At 43.5% G+C, this 17,151-nt stretch carries 15 protein-coding genes; 2 read left to right on the top strand and 13 right to left on the bottom strand.

The window, feature by feature from the left end; all coding sequences use genetic code 11:
* Window positions 1-56: 56 nt before the first annotated feature.
* The 8 genes from Q7O90_RS00730 to Q7O90_RS00695 all read right to left on the bottom strand — a co-directional run bounded on the left by Q7O90_RS00730 (window position 57) and on the right by Q7O90_RS00695 (window position 7,343).
* Entirely contained in the window at window positions 57-2,036 is a 1,980-nt protein-coding gene (locus Q7O90_RS00730; protein ID WP_304126251.1) for a fructose-1,6-bisphosphatase, read from the bottom strand.
* Window positions 2,029-3,312 (bottom strand): UDP-N-acetylglucosamine 1-carboxyvinyltransferase, encoded by a 1,284-nt coding sequence (gene murA / locus Q7O90_RS00725; RefSeq protein WP_304126249.1) that lies wholly within the window; start codon window positions 3,310-3,312, stop codon window positions 2,029-2,031. The genes Q7O90_RS00730 and murA overlap by 8 nt, the downstream gene beginning before the upstream one ends.
* Window positions 3,313-3,386: 74 nt before the next feature.
* Complete coding sequence (locus tag Q7O90_RS00720; RefSeq protein ID WP_304126246.1) at window positions 3,387-3,785, bottom strand: DUF948 domain-containing protein; 399 nt, start codon at window positions 3,783-3,785, stop codon at window positions 3,387-3,389.
* A 122-nt stretch (window positions 3,786-3,907) separates the two neighbouring features.
* The gene (locus tag Q7O90_RS00715; protein WP_304126244.1) at window positions 3,908-4,654 is read right to left on the bottom strand and encodes a tRNA1(Val) (adenine(37)-N6)-methyltransferase; all 747 of its coding nucleotides are present in this window, start codon (window positions 4,652-4,654) and stop codon (window positions 3,908-3,910) included.
* 40 nt (window positions 4,655-4,694) lie between these two features.
* Window positions 4,695-5,612 carry a PSP1 domain-containing protein gene (locus Q7O90_RS00710; RefSeq protein ID WP_304126242.1) on the bottom strand — a complete coding sequence of 306 codons (918 nt, stop codon included), beginning with the start codon at window positions 5,610-5,612 and terminating at the stop codon, window positions 4,695-4,697.
* Between the two features lie 55 nt (window positions 5,613-5,667).
* On the bottom strand, window positions 5,668-6,471 hold the full coding sequence (locus Q7O90_RS00705) for a hypothetical protein (protein WP_304126240.1): 804 nt from the start codon (window positions 6,469-6,471) through the stop codon (window positions 5,668-5,670).
* Between the two features lie 24 nt (window positions 6,472-6,495).
* Window positions 6,496-7,107 (bottom strand): dTMP kinase, encoded by a 612-nt coding sequence (gene tmk / locus Q7O90_RS00700; protein WP_304126238.1) that lies wholly within the window; start codon window positions 7,105-7,107, stop codon window positions 6,496-6,498.
* 11 nt (window positions 7,108-7,118) lie between these two features.
* On the bottom strand, window positions 7,119-7,343 hold the full coding sequence (locus Q7O90_RS00695; RefSeq protein WP_273450970.1) for a hypothetical protein: 225 nt from the start codon (window positions 7,341-7,343) through the stop codon (window positions 7,119-7,121).
* Window positions 7,344-7,592: 249 nt separating this feature from the next.
* On the opposite strand from Q7O90_RS00695, the gene Q7O90_RS00690 reads away from it, so the two are divergent.
* Both Q7O90_RS00690 and Q7O90_RS00685 read left to right on the top strand, forming a co-directional pair.
* A complete protein-coding gene (locus tag Q7O90_RS00690) occupies window positions 7,593-9,269 on the top strand; it encodes a glutamate--tRNA ligase (RefSeq protein ID WP_304126235.1) in 1,677 nt (558 codons plus the stop codon).
* Between the two features lies 1 nt (window position 9,270).
* The gene (locus Q7O90_RS00685; RefSeq protein ID WP_304126233.1) at window positions 9,271-10,176 is read left to right on the top strand and encodes a nucleotidyltransferase family protein; all 906 of its coding nucleotides are present in this window, start codon (window positions 9,271-9,273) and stop codon (window positions 10,174-10,176) included.
* Between the two features lie 78 nt (window positions 10,177-10,254).
* Here the strand turns inward: Q7O90_RS00685 and Q7O90_RS00680 are convergent, their stop codons facing one another.
* The 5 genes from Q7O90_RS00680 to msrA all read right to left on the bottom strand — a co-directional run bounded on the left by Q7O90_RS00680 (window position 10,255) and on the right by msrA (window position 17,045).
* On the bottom strand, window positions 10,255-12,192 hold the full coding sequence (locus Q7O90_RS00680; protein ID WP_304126231.1) for an Sgo0707 family adhesin: 1,938 nt from the start codon (window positions 12,190-12,192) through the stop codon (window positions 10,255-10,257).
* 123 nt (window positions 12,193-12,315) lie between these two features.
* Window positions 12,316-13,770 carry a CCA tRNA nucleotidyltransferase gene (locus Q7O90_RS00675; protein ID WP_304126229.1) on the bottom strand — a complete coding sequence of 485 codons (1,455 nt, stop codon included), beginning with the start codon at window positions 13,768-13,770 and terminating at the stop codon, window positions 12,316-12,318.
* A gap of 14 nt (window positions 13,771-13,784) precedes the next feature.
* Window positions 13,785-15,509, bottom strand: a complete 1,725-nt coding sequence (gene ade, locus Q7O90_RS00670) for an adenine deaminase (RefSeq protein ID WP_304126227.1) — start codon at window positions 15,507-15,509, stop codon at window positions 13,785-13,787.
* A 178-nt stretch (window positions 15,510-15,687) separates the two neighbouring features.
* Window positions 15,688-16,047 (bottom strand): arsenate reductase family protein, encoded by a 360-nt coding sequence (locus Q7O90_RS00665; RefSeq protein WP_304126225.1) that lies wholly within the window; start codon window positions 16,045-16,047, stop codon window positions 15,688-15,690.
* Window positions 16,048-16,061: 14 nt separating this feature from the next.
* Window positions 16,062-17,045: a peptide-methionine (S)-S-oxide reductase MsrA gene (msrA, locus tag Q7O90_RS00660; RefSeq protein WP_304126223.1), complete on the bottom strand. Its 984-nt coding sequence runs from the start codon at window positions 17,043-17,045 to the stop codon at window positions 16,062-16,064.
* Window positions 17,046-17,151 lie beyond the last annotated feature (106 nt).

The raw sequence follows: 17,151 nt of genomic DNA, 5'->3' as shown, positions 1-17,151 counted from the left end.
ATAAATAGTATTAGCGACACATAGTAGTTTTGGTTCCACTTTCATAGGAGTATCGCCTAGTTCTTAGAGTAGTATTTCCCCCTCTTAGGATAAACTTCCTTGATGGTTCCCTTGCGGAATTCAGCATTCAGCTGCTGAAGGTCATCTATCTGAGACTGCAGAACCTTCCCTATGTCCGTATCTATAATAAGCATACGAGCAGGAAGGGTGTGAGTTGTAACGATATTAGGATTATTAAACTCCTGTGTACCGTCTGGCTGTAGCGGATGGTATGGTTCGTGTTCAGATAGCGCCATAAACCAGGAGTTAAATATAAACGTGTATCCGGCAATTCCAGTAGTCTTCTGATAAGCCTTTGAAATACCACCGTCGATGACTATAAGTTTACCTTCTCCCTTGATTGGGCTTTCTCCGTCCTTGATTTTAACCGGAACATGCCCATTGAGGATAATCCCCTTCGATGGGTCAAGATCGAAGTCGCGGATAATTTTGATGCAGATGTCCTTATTCTTAATCAGCTTATAATACGGAACCGTGTGCTCCTTGTGAGTTGATTTATCTGCGATAAAGAGCCTCTCAAAGGTAGTCATCTTATCCTTTCCAAACAGCGGCGAATCTGGTCCTAGCCAGAGGTACCACATTAGATTTGCAGCATCAGCCTTATCGAGATCGCATCTAGGATTGAAATAGACTTCTCTTAGTTCCTGGTCAAGCTGTCTCATGAGCCCTGCCCCATGATTTGTCTTACCAGCTATTGTCACCTCCATGAAATCGCCATCCTCTGTAAACGGGATGCATCCATGGAACAAAAGGTTGCCATTGTATGTTGTAAAAAGAGCTCCGTGAGTATATAGAAAGTTAATGTGCTCCTGCAGTTTCTTGGAATTAGTTATAGATGCCTCAAGCGCAACCATTACCTCTTCCTCTTCAGGGCTTAGCTTGTATGGATCTGCCGGGTCGATAGTCGGAAGATTCGTATCCTTAATCGGATAAACTTCTCCGTAGCAATTAACTGTTCCCTCATCCAAGTTAATCTTATCAAGCATCAACCTGTGATCCAGCTTGAACTCCGAATGGTTCATTATTGTCTGACCTTCAACCTTGAACTGGATAATCGCAATCATCTTGTGCATCTTAGCCGCAAGTTCTTCAGGAATTGGGTCAAATCTGTTCTTTTCAAGTACATGCGGCATAAAGCCTGTACAAGGATCATCTCCATAAATCTGCTGTGCGCGTGTCGCTAGCGGACGCAGATTGATGCCATACCCATACTCTAGCATATCGAAATTATTGTAGCTAACGTTCATGCGAATGATATTTGCAATGCACGGTCTATTTCCGCACGCTGCCCCCATCCACACAACGTCGTGATTACCCCACTGAATATCCACACTCCGCCTAGACATGAGGAAGTCCATGATCCTATGAGGTTTAGGACCTCTATCAAAAATATCTCCTATGATGTGAAGATGATCGACAGCCAGTTCGCTTATCGTATTAGCAATCTCTGTGATCAGCGTCTTGGCAATTTTAAATTCAATTACCGAATCGATGATTTCTTGATAGTATTTCTGTCTGTTATCATCATCATCCGCAAACATCAGCTCATCCATAATATAACCAGTATTATCAGGAAGAATTCTTCTAACCTTGGATCTGGTATACTTGTTAGATACTGCTCTGCAAATGATTATCAATCTATAAATAGCAGAAGAGCACCAAGCATTAAAATCGGCTTCATTGGCCTCTCTTCTCTTAAGTTCATTTACCGGATCGTATATGAGCGCTGCTAATTGCTCTCTATCTGTTGCGCTAAGAATCGCCCCAAAGTTCTCATCGATTTTCATCTTAATAGTACCAGATGCACTGCGCACAAAGTACTGAAACGCATCGTATTCACCGTGGAGATCGCTTAGAAAGTATTCTGTACCCTTCGGCAGAGCGAGAATCGCTCTAAGGTTAACAATTTCTGCATTGACAGAGCGATGATTTGGATATTTCTGAGCTAGCATCTCGAGATACTTATTGTTAGACATCGTGTTCCTCCACTCTCATGAGGTCTGCACCTAGACTCTTGAATTTTCCTACAAAATCTTCATATCCCCTTTCGATATGATATATCTCACTCACTTCAGTTGTTCCAGTTGCTACTAATCCTGCAAGCACCATTGCCGCTCCCGCGCGAAGATCTGTTGATCTAACCTTTGCTCCATGAAGCTGCTTGCCTCCAGGAATCGTCGCCTCTCTGCTGTTATCTGTAGAAATGTCCGCACCCATACGATTAAGCTCAACAACGTGCATAAAACGATTTTCGAAAACCGTCTCTCGAACGACGCTAGTTCCCTCGACAGTAGTCAGAAATGCCATAAAAGGTGACTGAATATCTGTTGGAAAACCTGGATATGGCAGAGTTTTGATATCAGTCGCAACGAGATTTCCCTTAGTTGCATCTACGAGGATGCCCTCTTCATCGACATTTACCGAAACTCCGCATTCCTTTAGCTTGGCGATTATCGGTCTTACATGACCAGGAATACCGTTTCTAATGAGTACCTTTCCTCTCGTGATAGCAGCAGCTAACATAAATGTTCCGCATTCTATCCTATCTGGAATTACGGTGTGAATCGCACCTGAGAGCTCATCAACTCCCGTAATACGTATAGTATCTGTGCCTGCGCCTTTGATTTTCGCTCCCATCTTGTTGAGCATATTAGCTAAATCAACAATCTCAGGTTCCTTGGCTGCATTCTCTAGAATAGTAGGCCCCTTGGCAAGCGCTGCTGCCATCAAGATATTCTCTGTCGCACCAACACTAGGAAAATCAAGGTAAATAGCATCACCAACAAGACCGTCCCTCGGTGCTTCGATTATGATGCTCGAATTCTCTATATCCTCCATCACAGTTGCTCCAAGAGCTTTAAATCCCTTGAGGTGAAGGTCGATAGGTCTCTTCCCGATAGTGCATCCTCCGGGAAGCGGCATAACAACCTTGCCACATCTTGCAAGAAGTGGACCCATAGCCATTGTAGAAGCTCTCATCTGGGACACAAGCTCGGCATCTCCTTCAACCGTGGTAATCTCAGCTGCATTGACCGACAGCTTACCTGGATCAGACATAGATACGACAGCTCCAAAGCTCTCGAGCATCTTACGCATAACCATTACATCTGACAGGTCTGGGACATCATCGATCACACAAGTATCTGGCGTCAGCAGGGTCGCTGCCATGAGCGGAAGAACCGCATTCTTTGCTCCGCTAATTTTAACCTCTCCTTCTAAAGGTCCGCTATTGTTAACTAGTATCTTTGCCACTGAAAATTCTCCTTGATAAATAGATATAGAGATGCCGAAAAGCACCTCTTAAATAATTGCCTTATCTTATATAGTTATCTGCGTTTTCTCTTGCGAATCTTGTTAGGACGCTCATAATTCATTTCGTCCATCTCATATCTATTCGCACGCTTCTTTGACTTTTTGCTGAATGACTTGAGTGCACCAGCGGCAGTTCCTACATTGCCTGCAGTCTTAATAATAGACCGATTCTCATTAATTTTATTGCTCACACTCGTAAACATTTCAATCGCATGGTCTATCTGATCATCAACCTGTTCAGTTCTAGCTGCTGCAATTGTTGTCATCCTCTTGGTATCAGCTAGCAACTCATCCACGTTTCTAAGCGTGTCAGCAAGCTTGATAGCCAATCTAATCAAGAAAATTATGAGTATAAAAAGTGCGATTAGCACTAGCAATATTGCCGCCTGCTTGATATCTAATGAGACTCTCATCATTCCCTCCTTCTACTCTTTAGGTAGTATATAAATTATACCTTAGGCATATTGTATGTTCAATCTTATAAATATGCGATATCTCATATATTCCTTTATAATATTCATCTTTCATGCCAGTTCTATAAATATATGCGTTTGATCAAATCTGTATATCCGGTGCCATCGGAATTGTAGACTGCAATCTCTGGCAGCATCTTAAGGTCAGGCTTTGCACCTGCTACTGCATGGATGAGAACCAGATTCGCTGGTTCATTGCTGCTCGGTACGACGAGCTGCAGCTCCTTGGGCTCCAGTGCTGCTGCTCGCAGGGCTTCGCAGATGTCAGGTAGGCGCGATGGTCTATGAATCATGTAGAAGTCGCCTCCGGACTTCAGAATCTGACTTCCACACTTTGCAAATTCAGAGATTCCAGCCGTGGTCTCGTGCCGTGCAATGAACTTTGCACTATCTTCGTTTGGAATCCCAGAACCACGCCTAAAGTAAGGTGGGTTTGTGACAACAGCGTCGAAAAAACCATCGTATCCATCAAGCTGAGAAACATCTGTGAGCACGAAGCTTATTCTATTCTCAAGAGCATTCATCTCACGTCCACGCACTGCTCTATCAAGAGCTACCGGGTTCCTTTCAAATCCTACAATCTCAGATATAGGGAGTTTATGGGCAAGTATAAATGGAATAATCCCATTCCCTGTCCCGAGGTCAGCTACGCGCATCTTGAGCCTACTCTTGACAGGTTTAGCACCGGTTTCGCCACTGGCAAAAGCTGATAGCAAAACCGCATCAATCCCGTAACTAAAGCCATCTCCCTGTACTACTTTAAATCCACCCATTCCTATATCATCGATTCGCTCTGGTTTTCTCTGCATATCTTAGGTCCTCACCATAAGGCATTTCAATATTCCTAAACTAGTCACGCGTTAGTTCTTTAATCTCCTTCAGAGTCTCTTCGTCGAGATCTCCTATGTCATCATTTTGCTTGTGGTGGTGTTTCTTATCTATTCGCTTAATTTCTTTTTTGAAATAGATATTGTAATCAGGACCTAGCGTATCCTCTCCAGTTTCTTTATCCTCGACAATAAGTCTAGCTGTAACCTTTCCATTAAATAAATCGACATTTACCACCTTAGCTATTCCGTCAGGGGTTTCTATGCGCTCCCCCTCATTAGGCATCCCCTTGCGGAGCTCCTGATAAGTCTTATTTTCAAAGTTTAAGCAGCACATAAGTCTACCGCAAGTACCAGATATCTTGGATGGATTGAGAGATAGATTCTGCTGCTTTGCCATCTTGATTGAAACCGGCTGAAAGTCATTTAACCACTTGCTACAGCAAAGCGGTCTGCCACAAATCCCTATGCCCCCAAGCATCTTCGCTTCGTCTCGAACGCCAATCTGGCGAAGTTCTATTCTCATCTTGAACTGAGACGCAAGATCTTTTACAAGTCCCCTAAAATCAATCCTTCCATCTGCTGAGAAGTAGAATATAACCTTTGTACCATCTATCGTAAATTCGGCATCTACAAGCTTCATATCCAGCTTGTGCTGCAGAATCTTCTCTTCGCAGACCTTCATAGCACCGTCACGCTTAGCAAGATTGTCCTTGTATCTCTGTATATCTTCTTTCGTCGCCTTGCGCTCTACACCCTTGAGCGGTGCAACAAGCTCACTCTCATCAATCTCACAGTTTGCTATTGAAATATGACCGAGTTCCATGCCCCTAGCTGTCTCCACTATTACTAGTTCACCGAGTTCGTAGCTAACCCCTGCTGGATCAAAGTAATATGTCTTGTTGGCTTTCATAAAGCCTACACCTATAATTTCTACCATCTATAAATTTCCCTTCTTATCTATTAAAAACCGAATTTAAACATCCGGATAGTTGCTAACGATTATTTATGTTTTTTCTGCTCAGAAACAATGAATTTAACGCATATTCCGGGCTCATGCCACGCTTGATATTTATCCTCGTCTCCTCAACTTTATCAATCATCTGTAGAATAGCTCCAGCATCCTTAGGAAGTCTTTCGCCACCTATCAGCTTTTCGTGCAAATTATTCTCTAGTGCATCTAGAAACTTAAACGCCTCCTCGTTGCCTTTAAAGCTTTTCCTAATGAGTTCGCGGATTTTGAAAAAATACGTCTTACCAAACCACTCTTTCATCAGAAGCTCAATGCTATCTGAGTTTGCAAAATCGCTTGTTTGTTCATGCATTCTTAATTCGACACATCTGGACCTTACTGTAGGTAGAAGCGACTCTTTGTTATCTGTAGCGAGAATGATTACCGTACCAGAATATGGCTCTTCCAATGTTTTGAGCAACTTATTCTGAACTATTTCGCTGAGCCTCTCTGCGTTATCAATGATACCCACATTGTGCTCTCCATAAGGTCTCATGCTAAGTCTTTCTATAATGGCTGCTGCGTCAGCCGTCTTATAAGTTTCCTTACCGCTCTGGCTCATAAAGAACAGGTCTTCATGAGTACCGCTGCTCACTCTTATACAGGCGGGGCAGCTTCCACACGCATGTCCAGACAAGTCCGTATTAGGGCAAATTATATCTTTTGCAAAGCTTCTGATATAATCATCCCTTTCTTCACCACTTCTTCCCTCTATGATGTATGCATGTGCATATTCCCGTGCCATATCTCTCCCGTATCCTCCGATGCCTGTAAAATATTCAGTCATCTATCTCGCTATATTGTCCCTATACTATAGTGTCTCGAGTTTCGAATAGATGTCGCCCTTTATCTCATCTATCGTTTTACTCGCATCAATCCTGACTATGCGCTCAGGGCACTTATCGCAAAGCGCCTTATAGCCATCATACACACGATAGTGGAAATCCAGCTTCTGCTGCTCAAGTCTGTCTCTAATATCTTTACCGATTCTAGCTCTACCAATCTCAGGGTCTAAGTCCATGAAAAAAGTGACATCTGGCTCAAGTCCGCCTGTCGCATATCTATTCACCTCAGAAACCTGATCACCAAGGTTTCTTCCAAAGCCTTGATATGCGATGCTTGAATCGACAAATCTATCGCAAACTACAACTGCGCCTCTCTCGAGCGCTGGTCTTATCTTCTCAGCAACATGCTGTGCCCTAGCGGCTGCATATATTAACATCTCTGTAACATCGTCCATCTCAGCATTTGCATTATCAAGAACGATGCTGCGAAGCTTCTCGCTAATCGACGTTCCACCGGGTTCCCTGGAAACTACAACTTCCCTGCCATTGCTTACAAAATAAGCCCTAATATTTTCAACCTGTGTGCTTTTGCCAGAGCCATCCGGACCCTCAAGCGTAATAAAAATTCCCTTTGGCACCTCGCCACCACCTATCTATGCGTATTTCTATCGGATTGTTCTATAGGGTCCGGAATGTGGATTGTAAATCCTTCCTTTCGAGCTTTTTTCCGTTCCTCTAACTTGCGCTTCTCTGCAGCTTGCCTAGCCTGCTTCTTGCCCCTTACGGTATCAAAATAGTCTACAAACAGGTAAATACCTAAGACACCCATTGGCACCGTCAGCAGCAGCGCCAATATGTATTTGAACAATATCATACGGGCTTTCCTCCCACACTTTTTGCTTCATTATCTCACATGTATACAGAATGTATTATACCATAAGATTAAGAAAGATACAGTTTTCATAAAACGTCTTTTTTTCGAAATCAATATTCTCCTTAAATGATTTTCTCAAGCAATTTATGGGTTCTATAAGTTGAGGATATATGCTCACTGCTCTACAACTGATGGCATTAATATGGTAAACTTAATTAGTTAATTAGATTTAAACGCAGGAGGATTAATATGAATTCAATTGAGCTCAGCGAACTCATCTATCCTGAGATTGCAAACGATACTGACTACGAAGCCATGTACCCTAAGCGTAATCTCCCTGAGGGGGCTAAAGTCACCAGGCTTGGTCCAAGCCCTACTGGATTTATCCATCTCGGAAATCTGTATGGTGCTTTTGTAGACGAGAGACTCGCTCACCAGAGCAATGGTATCTTCTATCTTAGAATCGAAGACACTGACGATAAGAGATTTGTCGAAAATGCCGTAGAAACAATTATCTCGTCTCTAGCATTCTTTGGAATCAAATTCGACGAAGGTGTCACTGAACATGGTGATGTCGGTAGCTACGGCGATTATACGCAGAGCCACCGCGGAGAAATATATAGATTCTATGCCAAGAAGCTGCTCGCTGAAGGCAAAGCATACCCTTGTTTCCTAACAGAAGAAGAAATCAGCGAGATTAGAGAGAAGCAAGAAAAGGAAAAGATCGCTCCTGGAATCTATGCAGGATGGTCAAAGTATAGGGATTGGGATAGTGATCCTGATATCGAAAAACTTATAATCGATCATATCTCGGCTGACGACCCATTTGTAATAAGATTAAAGTCAGACGGTACCCCTAACGCTACCGGCGAGGATATCAAGAGAAACAAAGTCGTTGATGGTATAAGGGGCGCACTTGATGTGCCGGAAAACTTTCAGGACGTCGTAATAATTAAGACTACAGGAATTCCGACTTATCATTTTGCACATGCCGTTGACGACCACCTGATGAGAACGACTCACGTCATACGCGGAGAAGAGTGGCTTCCTTCACTTCCAATTCATGTCGAGCTATTTGAGAAGTTAGGATTTGAACTTCCAGTATATTGTCACACCGCTCAGCTGATGAAAATAGGAGAAGATGGCAACAAGAGGAAGCTATCGAAGCGTAAGGACCCAGAGCTTTCACTGGATTATTATAGAGATCAGGGTTATCATCCTGCTGCAGTTAGGGAGTATCTGCTCACCATTCTCAACTCAAATTACGAGGAGTGGCGTATGGAGAATCCAGAGGCAGATATTGATGAATTCAAATTTACCACTGAGAAGATGAGTAACTCTGGTGCACTTTTTGACCTCGATAAGCTTAATGACGTGAGCAAGGAGGCTCTGCTACACATTTCTGCTTATGAAATCGCTGAGTTTCTAAAGGATTGGTCCCTCGAGTTCGCACCTGAGTACAGTTACATATTCGACGACATGGATCTTCTAGTGAAAATCCTTGACCTAGGTAGAGATGAGAAAAAACCTCGCAAGGACCTCGTATACGCAAGGCAAATTATGGAATTCATCAGCTATTTCTACGATCAGAGTTTTAAAGTCATTGATGAAGTCCCTGCCGAAGCTGAAGCAGATAAGGTCAAGATTCTTGAAGAATACCTATCATCTTACAACCACGCCGATACACAGGAAGAATGGTTCAATAAGATAAGAGAAATTGCAACTAACCTAGGTTATGCTGCAAAGCCTAAGGACTACAAAAAGAATCCAGATGATTATAAGGGTCACGTTGGCCACGTAAGCACAGTTATCAGACTTGCTCTCGTCGGCCGTGCACAGTCTCCTGATGTATGGGCAATACAGCAGATTATGGGCGAAGATATGGTCAGAGCCAGAATTAACCGAATGATAGAAGAGGAGAAATAAAATGGAACCAATTCTAGTAATAATGGCTGCCGGAATGGGAAGTCGATACGGCGGACCGAAGCAAATTGATCCGATTACGTCTGAGGGTGACATTATCATGGATTTTTCCCTCTATGACGCATATCAGGCAGGTTTTAGGAGAGTCGCTTTTATAATCAAGAAGGATTTTGAAGAGGACTTTAGAGCCCATATCAAAGGAAGAGCCGGTAAACTATTTGAAACTCACTACGCAGTTCAGGACATTCACGATCTACCAGAAGGCTACTCTGTTCCAGACGGAAGAACTAAACCTTGGGGTACTGGTCATGCCGTCCTCGCAGCAAGAAATTATATCGATGCACCTTTCGCTGTTATTAACGCAGATGACTACTATGGACAGGAAGCATTTGAGAAGATATATAAATTCCTCAGTGAATCCGCTGATGCTACACACCACTGTATGGTCGGCTTCAAGATTGAGAACACACTCTCTCTAAATGGTTCAGTTGCTCGTGGACTCTGCGAGGTTACAGATGGATATTTATCGGATATCGAGGAGCATTCGGACGTTATACGTGAGAGTGATGGTGTAATTCGAGCAACAAGCTCAAAAGGTGTGAGACACGATGTGCCTGATGGTCAATCGGTATCCATGAACCTATGGGGGTTTGGTGCTGAATTCCTCGAGGTTATGAAAGCTGGTTTTCCGGCTGCACTCGATAAAATCATAGAGCAAAATCCACTGAAGGGAGAGTACTTCCTTCCTTACTGCATCGATACAGAGGTCAAAGCTGGTAGAGCTACCGTTGCAGTTCTTCAGTCAAGTGACAAGTGGTTCGGTGTCACCTACAAAGAGGATAAGGATGAGGTTGCCACGAAGTTTTCCGAGATGAAGGTTGACGGAAAATATCCAAAGGAACTATGGTAAGAAATTGCTATATTACAAAAGCGGGACACTGGTCCCGCTTTTTTCGCATCATGTTAATTTTGAAAGGTTGGCGATATGCTACCTTGCTATGCGCTTTCTAGCTGCTAACAAGCCGAGTGATGCTAGTGCAGATCCTATAAACACAATTGAGTAAGGAAGAAGCCCATTGCTATCGCCTGTCTTAGGTGTGTGTCTATGCTTGTTGACCACAGGCTTCTTTTGTATAACCGGTGTCGGATTATGAGTCTTATTAGTGTCAAACTTGTAATAGTTCGTGCTAACCTTTGCCTGATTATCTACTGGCTTTCCATTAATATCCTCATCTACCTTAACCTTGTAAGTCACCATAAATGTCTCGTCATTACCGAGATTTGTCTTTCTCCAAGTGATGACACCGTTTTGTTCCACCCCACCATTATCTGCGGAACCTGCAACGTACTTCGTGTACTTAGGAATGGCATCTGTAATCGTCACATCATCTGCTCGTCCGATTGTATTCTTATACGTTATTTTATATGTAAGTACATCTCCACCCTTAACTGTCTTTCCGTCAACGCTAGTGGACATATCGTCTTTAAAAACGTCCTTATTAGGCTTAGTTGGTGGCAGTATCTTAGTCTCAACGGTATTCGTAGGAACTGACACATTATCAAAATACATCTTTGCTGCTGAGTTCGTAATAGTATTATCACCCTCTACTAGCGCTCTGCTATTTGTCTCAGTCTTATAAGTTATCTCGTATACTTTGCCACCCTTATCTCTTGCGAACAGAGCATTTTTGATAATATTAATCTCTACATGGTCCTGACAATTTTCATTATCTGGTGTCACAGTTACCTGATAATCTTGCCCTTTGACTAGAGTATTGCCATCAAACTTAACGATTGCTTCTTTGAAGTCCACTTTCTTATCAAAGGTATCGGCAAATTTCAACGACTTAATATCATCAATTATATCAGTACCCGGTCTTGGGACTGTGTACCTTACAGTGTAGTTGATAGGTTCTCCAACACGCTTTGGTGCCTGTGCTTTATCTACAGTTTTCTTAGCTGCTGTACCAGGATTATTATGGTAAGGAACTTCAGCAAAGAACTTGAACAGCCCACCGCTCGTTACAGAAGAATTATAAGCGAAAGTAATCGAGTTTGTCTTGCTGCGCATAACAAATCCAGTTTTGTTATACTCGTCTTGCCCGCTAGTTCCAGCTGCAGTGATGCTCGCATTCGCTTTCCACCAATGCCAGTTGCCAGATCCATTTTCCTCATCCAAACTAACCGCTCTATTGTAAACGATCTTATCAATAGTGCTATCAAGATTCTTGACTCCTAGCTCTTCATAAAAAGAAGATCTGCGGTTCCCAGCAATAGGATTTCCTGGTTTCACATCGATATCAGCTGGCTGCATCGTCAGCTTTAAATCGCAAGGTGTACCATCAGCATACTCGAGAGTTGCTGTAACGTCTGTCTTAGTGTTGAAAGACCAAATATTGTCATTAGTAAAATTAGGATGATCAGGATATACATAATCCATCAGCTGAATTCCACTATCACCCCAGTTTTGGTCAACCGTCAAAAAAGGTACCCCTGCATTGGCATCATTAAAGTTTGCCTGCTGCCCGTAATATACCGTTGGATTCAGCTGTAAGTGAGAAACCTTCACTCTCACGTTGACCTTTTTGCCATTTACTTCACCAGCATTAGTGAATAGAAGTTCAAGCACATTATCATAATCCTGCTTCGAATTGGACTTCTCATACTTGTGCATAAACACCGTACTCTTAGTCCATGAGCCATTAGGTGTAACTACTTCCTTCAGAGTTCCTGAGCCAGTGCTAACGACCTGCATATTCTCCTGCCTGCACTTGAACTCATATAGGTTGAGATTTGCTAGATTAAGATCAGTCGTTGTATTCTCAACCGCAAAAGCCTCCATATTCGGTGCAGCTATCCCTATCATCAGAAATGATAGTAGCAAAACGAATAATTTGCGAACTGACAACGCTTGCCTTTTTTCCATAATTGTTCCTTCTTTCTTATTTATTTAATAAAATGCAAATATGTTCAAACGTCACGCTTTTAGTAATAACTCTTTGATAAATATTACCTAATAGGTACATTATACACTATTGTAAGAATTTTATCATTTAATATTTTTTCTTAATTTCCTCGCATAGGGAAGTGTTTGCTTAAGCGCATCATCCTTTGATACACCAGCTAGTCTCAGTTTGTGTGCATATTCGAGGATTGTGCCGAAGTCATCGCCTGGCATAATTCCCCTATCGATCAAGTCCTTTCCTGTAACATAAGGTCTCGCCATCATGTCTCTGTACAGATCTAGTCTATCGAACAAGAACTGTATCCGCTCTCGTTCCCTGAGCCTTTCATCATCTGTGTAAAGTTCTGATTTTCTTGAAGTATCATCCAATAACTCGTGTGACTCGTTTGACGCCTGACTCAGATTATGAGCATCCAGGTGTGGCAATTTTGGCTTATCGCAGATTGCAAAATATATAAGGTCATTAGGAGCAATAGCATCGTCAAACATTCGGTTCGTCTTCTTGACCGACGATCTCGCTTCAGCAATCTTGTTTGGGCGCATGTGATTAGGAATCATATTAGCGATATACTTTTTTATATCGCTACCATGACATACGCGGTTCAGAAATCGCTCCGCGATTTCTGCTCCTTGTAGCTCGTGACCATACGCGTGAATTGCGCCATTAACGAATTCAGTCGTCGTAATCTTGCCGAAATCATGAGTGAGAGCCAGCAGCATAAACGCGTATGGATCACTCGCAGAAGGCCTGAACCGGGCCGCCCTATCCAGAACCATCATGGTGTGAGTCCAGACATCACCTTCTGGATGGAACTTAGGATTTTGTTCTAGCCCAATTAGCTGTTCGAGTTCCTGGAACCAGTATCCGAGCTGGCCCATTTCCCGCAGGCATTCAAAGAATTCGGATGGTCGGCGGGATTCCAGAAGCGCCTTCTTCATCTCCATCTCGACGCGCTCGGCCGAGAGATTCCTGAGGTCCAGCGCCCTGCAGATTGAAATCGTGGAAGGCGCGACCTGGAATCCGAATCTGGATCTGAACTGGGCAGCACGGAGGGCACGGAGTGGATCCTCACCGAATTTCTCGTCGTCTATGTGACGGATTATTCGGTTTTTGATATCCTCCGTGCCTCCAAAAGGATCTGCGATTTCACCGCTCAGGATATCCTTTAGAAGCGCATTCATGGTGAAATCGCGCCTCCGTGCTGCCTCTTTGATTCCGATAAACGGATCGATTTCAATTTCAAAGTCGCGATGACCAGACCCAGATTTTCTTTCTGAGCGAGGAAGTGCAATATCTATCTGATGACCAGCAAGCGAGTACACACCAAAAGCAGAGCCGAATCGAAGTGGCTTTCCAAGTTCCTTTAACACCGCTTCTAGAACCGCCTCAGAGATTCCATGTACTTCAATATCCACATCTTTAATGGGACGCTTCATAATCTCATCACGAACGGCTCCGCCTACCATGTATGCACGCCCTCCAAGCTCTTCTACTCGGGAGGCTAACTCTTCAATTATCGTTTTATCTATCTCATTCATTTAATTATTCTTGCCTACACATAGCTCTGACTCTCAACGTCGAACACACCTCTTGTTGTGAGTCTCAGCTTAGGAATAACAGGCAGGCTCATGAAGGAAAGCGTCATAAACGGATCTATCGATCTGCTCACTCCGAGTTCAAAAGCTCTCGCCTTCGCATCTTCAAGATTTTTATTCACATCAATAAGCGGAGCATCGCTCATTAGGCCGGCAATCCCTAGCTTCACGTCTCCGATACATTTACCGCCGTCAAATACCGTTATTCCCCCGCCATTTTCCGCAATATGATTAACTGCAGCAGCCATATCCTCATCATTGGTTCCGACAACTATGATGTTATGAGAATCGTGCGAGATACTGGTAGCAACTGCTCCACTTCTGAGACCGTAACCCTTGATGTATCCGATTCCGATATGTCCCGTATAGTTATGTCTCTCCACTACAGCGATTTTGAGGATATCTTCGGCAACATCCACACCAGTTTCATATCCCTCATCTGTGGTCATCAGTTCACCAGGAACCATGCCGAGCACCCCTCGAGGTCTGTCTATTTTAAATGCCTCCGCAGTAAGTTTATCAACTTTGAAAGTGCTATGAGCCCTTGTAGTCAGGAATTCATCTACTTCCGGAGCCTTAAACTCTTTGAGCTTGCCATTATTGAACATAAGCTTGCCTTTCTTGTAGACCTGCTCGACTGTAAAATCTTCAAAATTATCTATTATGACGAAATCCGCAAGATATCCGAGCGCAATGGCACCACGATTATTCAGCCTAAAATATCTAGCTGCATTAGTGCTCGCAACCTTGATTGCTAGTATAGGATCTGCTCCCATCGATATGGCTTTCTTAATAATATAGTCTATGTGCCCTTTCTCCAGCAGGTCTGACGGATGCTTATCATCGGTGCAGAACATACATCTATCTGCGTATTTGTCTGTCAAAAGCGGCATCAGCGCCTCGAGGTTATGGGCTGCTGTACCTTCTCTTATCATTATTACTTGACCGAGTTCAAGCTTCTCTATCGCTTCTTCTGCTGTAGCGCACTCGTGGTCGGAATACACGCCAGCGGCAACGTATGCATTTAGAGCCTTGCCCTTCACCCCTGGTGCATGGCCATCTATCTTCTTGTGGTGTGCCTGTGCAGCGACTATCTTTTCTACAACCTGCTCATCTGCAGCGACTGTACCGACGTAATTCATCATCTCTGCAAGTCCCTGCACTCTAGGATGTTCGTAAAAACTATCAATCGCTCTATAATCGAGCGTTGCACCAGACTCGTCAAGTGGAGTCGCAGGAACGCATGATGGAAGCATAAATCTTACATCTATCGGGAGTCCTTCGGTCGCCTGAATCATATACTCAATGCCGTCTGTCCCCATCACATTTGCAATCTCATGCGGATCCGTTACCACCGTAGTCGTTCCATGAGGAAGCACCGCCCTTACAAATTCAGTCGGCGTAACAAGAGAGCTCTCAAGGTGGATATGAGCATCAAGAAATCCCGGGCACACGATTTTGCCCGTCATATCGACCTCTTTATCACCATCATATTCACCAAGTCCAACTATTAATCCATTCGTAACCGCAATGTCAGCATTTCTCAGCTCGCCTGAAAATACGCTCACGTATGTAGCATTCTTAAGAACTAAATCTGCCTTGCACTTGCCTGCCGCAGCCCTTATGACTTTCTGCTTGCGCTGTAATTTGCGATTGATTCTGCCTGTGTAGCTTTCGGACATTTGAGCACCCCTTTACTGCACTAATATAAATTACCCTATTGTAACATACTTTTATGAAACCTTATTGAACTCAATTACTAAAATCACAGTCAACTAAACCTTACATTTCGCGCATATTTAAAAAAGAGCCCCCTCGGGCCCTTCTCTAAACGCACTACAGTGTAGCAATCTTATCCTATTATCCCAGGAGTTTCTCTTCCCACTCCTTCTCTCTGAAGCCACCGAGCACGAAGTCATCACCAACGACTAGCGGCCTCTTTACAAGCATTCCATTAGATGCTAGAACCCCGAGCTGCTCATCTTCGCTCATCGCGTCTAGCTTATCCTTGAGTTCCATTTCTCTATAGAGCATTCCGCTTGTGTTAAAGAACTTTCTCACCGGCTTGTCACTTCTCGATAGCCAGTCCCTTAGCTCCTCTTTTGTAGGATTATTTTCAACTATATATCTGTCATCGTAAGCGACACCATTGTCATCGAGCCACTTTTTAGCCTTCTTGCATGTACTGCATTTTGGATACTCATTAAATAGAACTTTCATATTCATCCTCCCTCTTACTTTACAAGTTCAATCAGGTCGCCATAACCTGCCTCTAGCATGTTTTTAACTGGTATAAATTTTAGAGCTACTGAATTGATGCAGTATCTCATGCCACCATCTTCTGCTGGTCCATCCTGAAATACGTGTCCTAGATGAGAATTTGCACCCTTGCTTCTAACCTCAATGCGCTCCATGCCGAACGTATTGTCTCGCAGATAGACCACATGCTCCTCACTTATAGGTCTTGTAAATGCAGGCCATCCGCAGCCAGAGTTGAATTTATCCGTCGATACGAACAGCGGTTCACCGCTCACGACGTCTACATAGATGCCCTTTTCAAAGAAGTCGTCGTATTCACCAGAAAAAGCTCGCTCTGTCCCCGACTTTCTAACGACGTTATACGCCTGTGGTCCAATGCGGTAGAATAGCTCCTCCTCGGTCTCATCCGACGGATAAAGATCATCCTTTATCTCCTGACCAGCCGCGGCAGCTTCTGCAGCGAATAGCGCTCTAACTTCTTCAATCTCATAGTTTGTAATGTGACAGTATCCACCTGGGTTCTTATCGAGATAGTCCTGATGGTAATCCTCGGCAGCATAGAACGAACCAAGTGGCTCTAGTTCTACGTAGAACTCTTCATTAATATCTCTCTGCTGTCCGAATACCTTCTCTAATATCGGCAAATCCTGCTCATCCTCGTAATATACTCCAGTCTGGTATTGTGTTCCGATATCCGGTCCTTGTCTATTCTGAACAGTTGGATCGATGACCATAAAGAAAGCATGTGTTAATTTCTCGAGCGATAGTCTCTCAGGATTATATGTGACTTTAACTGTCTCCCTATGGCCAGTATCACCTCTGCAAACCTGCTCATACGAAGGATTCTCAACTCTTCCATTCGCATACCCAACAGTCGTCTCTATAACCCCTGGTATCTCCTTGAATACCCTCTCTGTGCCCCAGAAGCAACCACCGGCAAAATATATATTCTTACTCATTGTTCTTCTCCTTATCGGCGAAAGCGCATAATCTATTCCATATATCTGAATCCGCCACATAACTTGTGTACAATTTAATTATATACACTGCAGCAATTTTTTCAAT

This window comes from Mogibacterium diversum (assembly GCF_938028775.1).
In the GTDB taxonomy this organism is placed as follows: domain Bacteria; phylum Bacillota; class Clostridia; order Peptostreptococcales; family Anaerovoracaceae; genus Mogibacterium; species Mogibacterium diversum_A.
Note: the sequence above shows the minus strand (reverse complement) of the source record. Positions and strands in the feature narration are given on the sequence as shown.

Coding starts and splice junctions, on each gene's coding strand:
- Q7O90_RS00695 (WP_273450970.1), bottom strand. CDS start 7,343: ATGATATTGTTCAAATACATATTGGCGCTGCTGCTGACGGTGCCAATG.
- Q7O90_RS00710 (WP_304126242.1), bottom strand. CDS start 5,612: ATGGTAGAAATTATAGGTGTAGGCTTTATGAAAGCCAACAAGACATAT.
- Q7O90_RS00680 (WP_304126231.1), bottom strand. CDS start 12,192: ATGGAAAAAAGGCAAGCGTTGTCAGTTCGCAAATTATTCGTTTTGCTA.
- Q7O90_RS00705 (WP_304126240.1), bottom strand. CDS start 6,471: ATGACTGAATATTTTACAGGCATCGGAGGATACGGGAGAGATATGGCA.
- Q7O90_RS00675 (WP_304126229.1), bottom strand. CDS start 13,770: ATGAATGAGATAGATAAAACGATAATTGAAGAGTTAGCCTCCCGAGTA.
- Q7O90_RS00715 (WP_304126244.1), bottom strand. CDS start 4,654: ATGCAGAGAAAACCAGAGCGAATCGATGATATAGGAATGGGTGGATTT.
- Q7O90_RS00665 (WP_304126225.1), bottom strand. CDS start 16,047: ATGAAAGTTCTATTTAATGAGTATCCAAAATGCAGTACATGCAAGAAG.
- ade (WP_304126227.1), bottom strand. CDS start 15,509: ATGTCCGAAAGCTACACAGGCAGAATCAATCGCAAATTACAGCGCAAG.
- Q7O90_RS00690 (WP_304126235.1), top strand. CDS start 7,593: ATGAATTCAATTGAGCTCAGCGAACTCATCTATCCTGAGATTGCAAAC.
- Q7O90_RS00720 (WP_304126246.1), bottom strand. CDS start 3,785: ATGAGAGTCTCATTAGATATCAAGCAGGCGGCAATATTGCTAGTGCTA.
- Q7O90_RS00730 (WP_304126251.1), bottom strand. CDS start 2,036: ATGTCTAACAATAAGTATCTCGAGATGCTAGCTCAGAAATATCCAAAT.
- msrA (WP_304126223.1), bottom strand. CDS start 17,045: ATGAGTAAGAATATATATTTTGCCGGTGGTTGCTTCTGGGGCACAGAG.
- Q7O90_RS00685 (WP_304126233.1), top strand. CDS start 9,271: ATGGAACCAATTCTAGTAATAATGGCTGCCGGAATGGGAAGTCGATAC.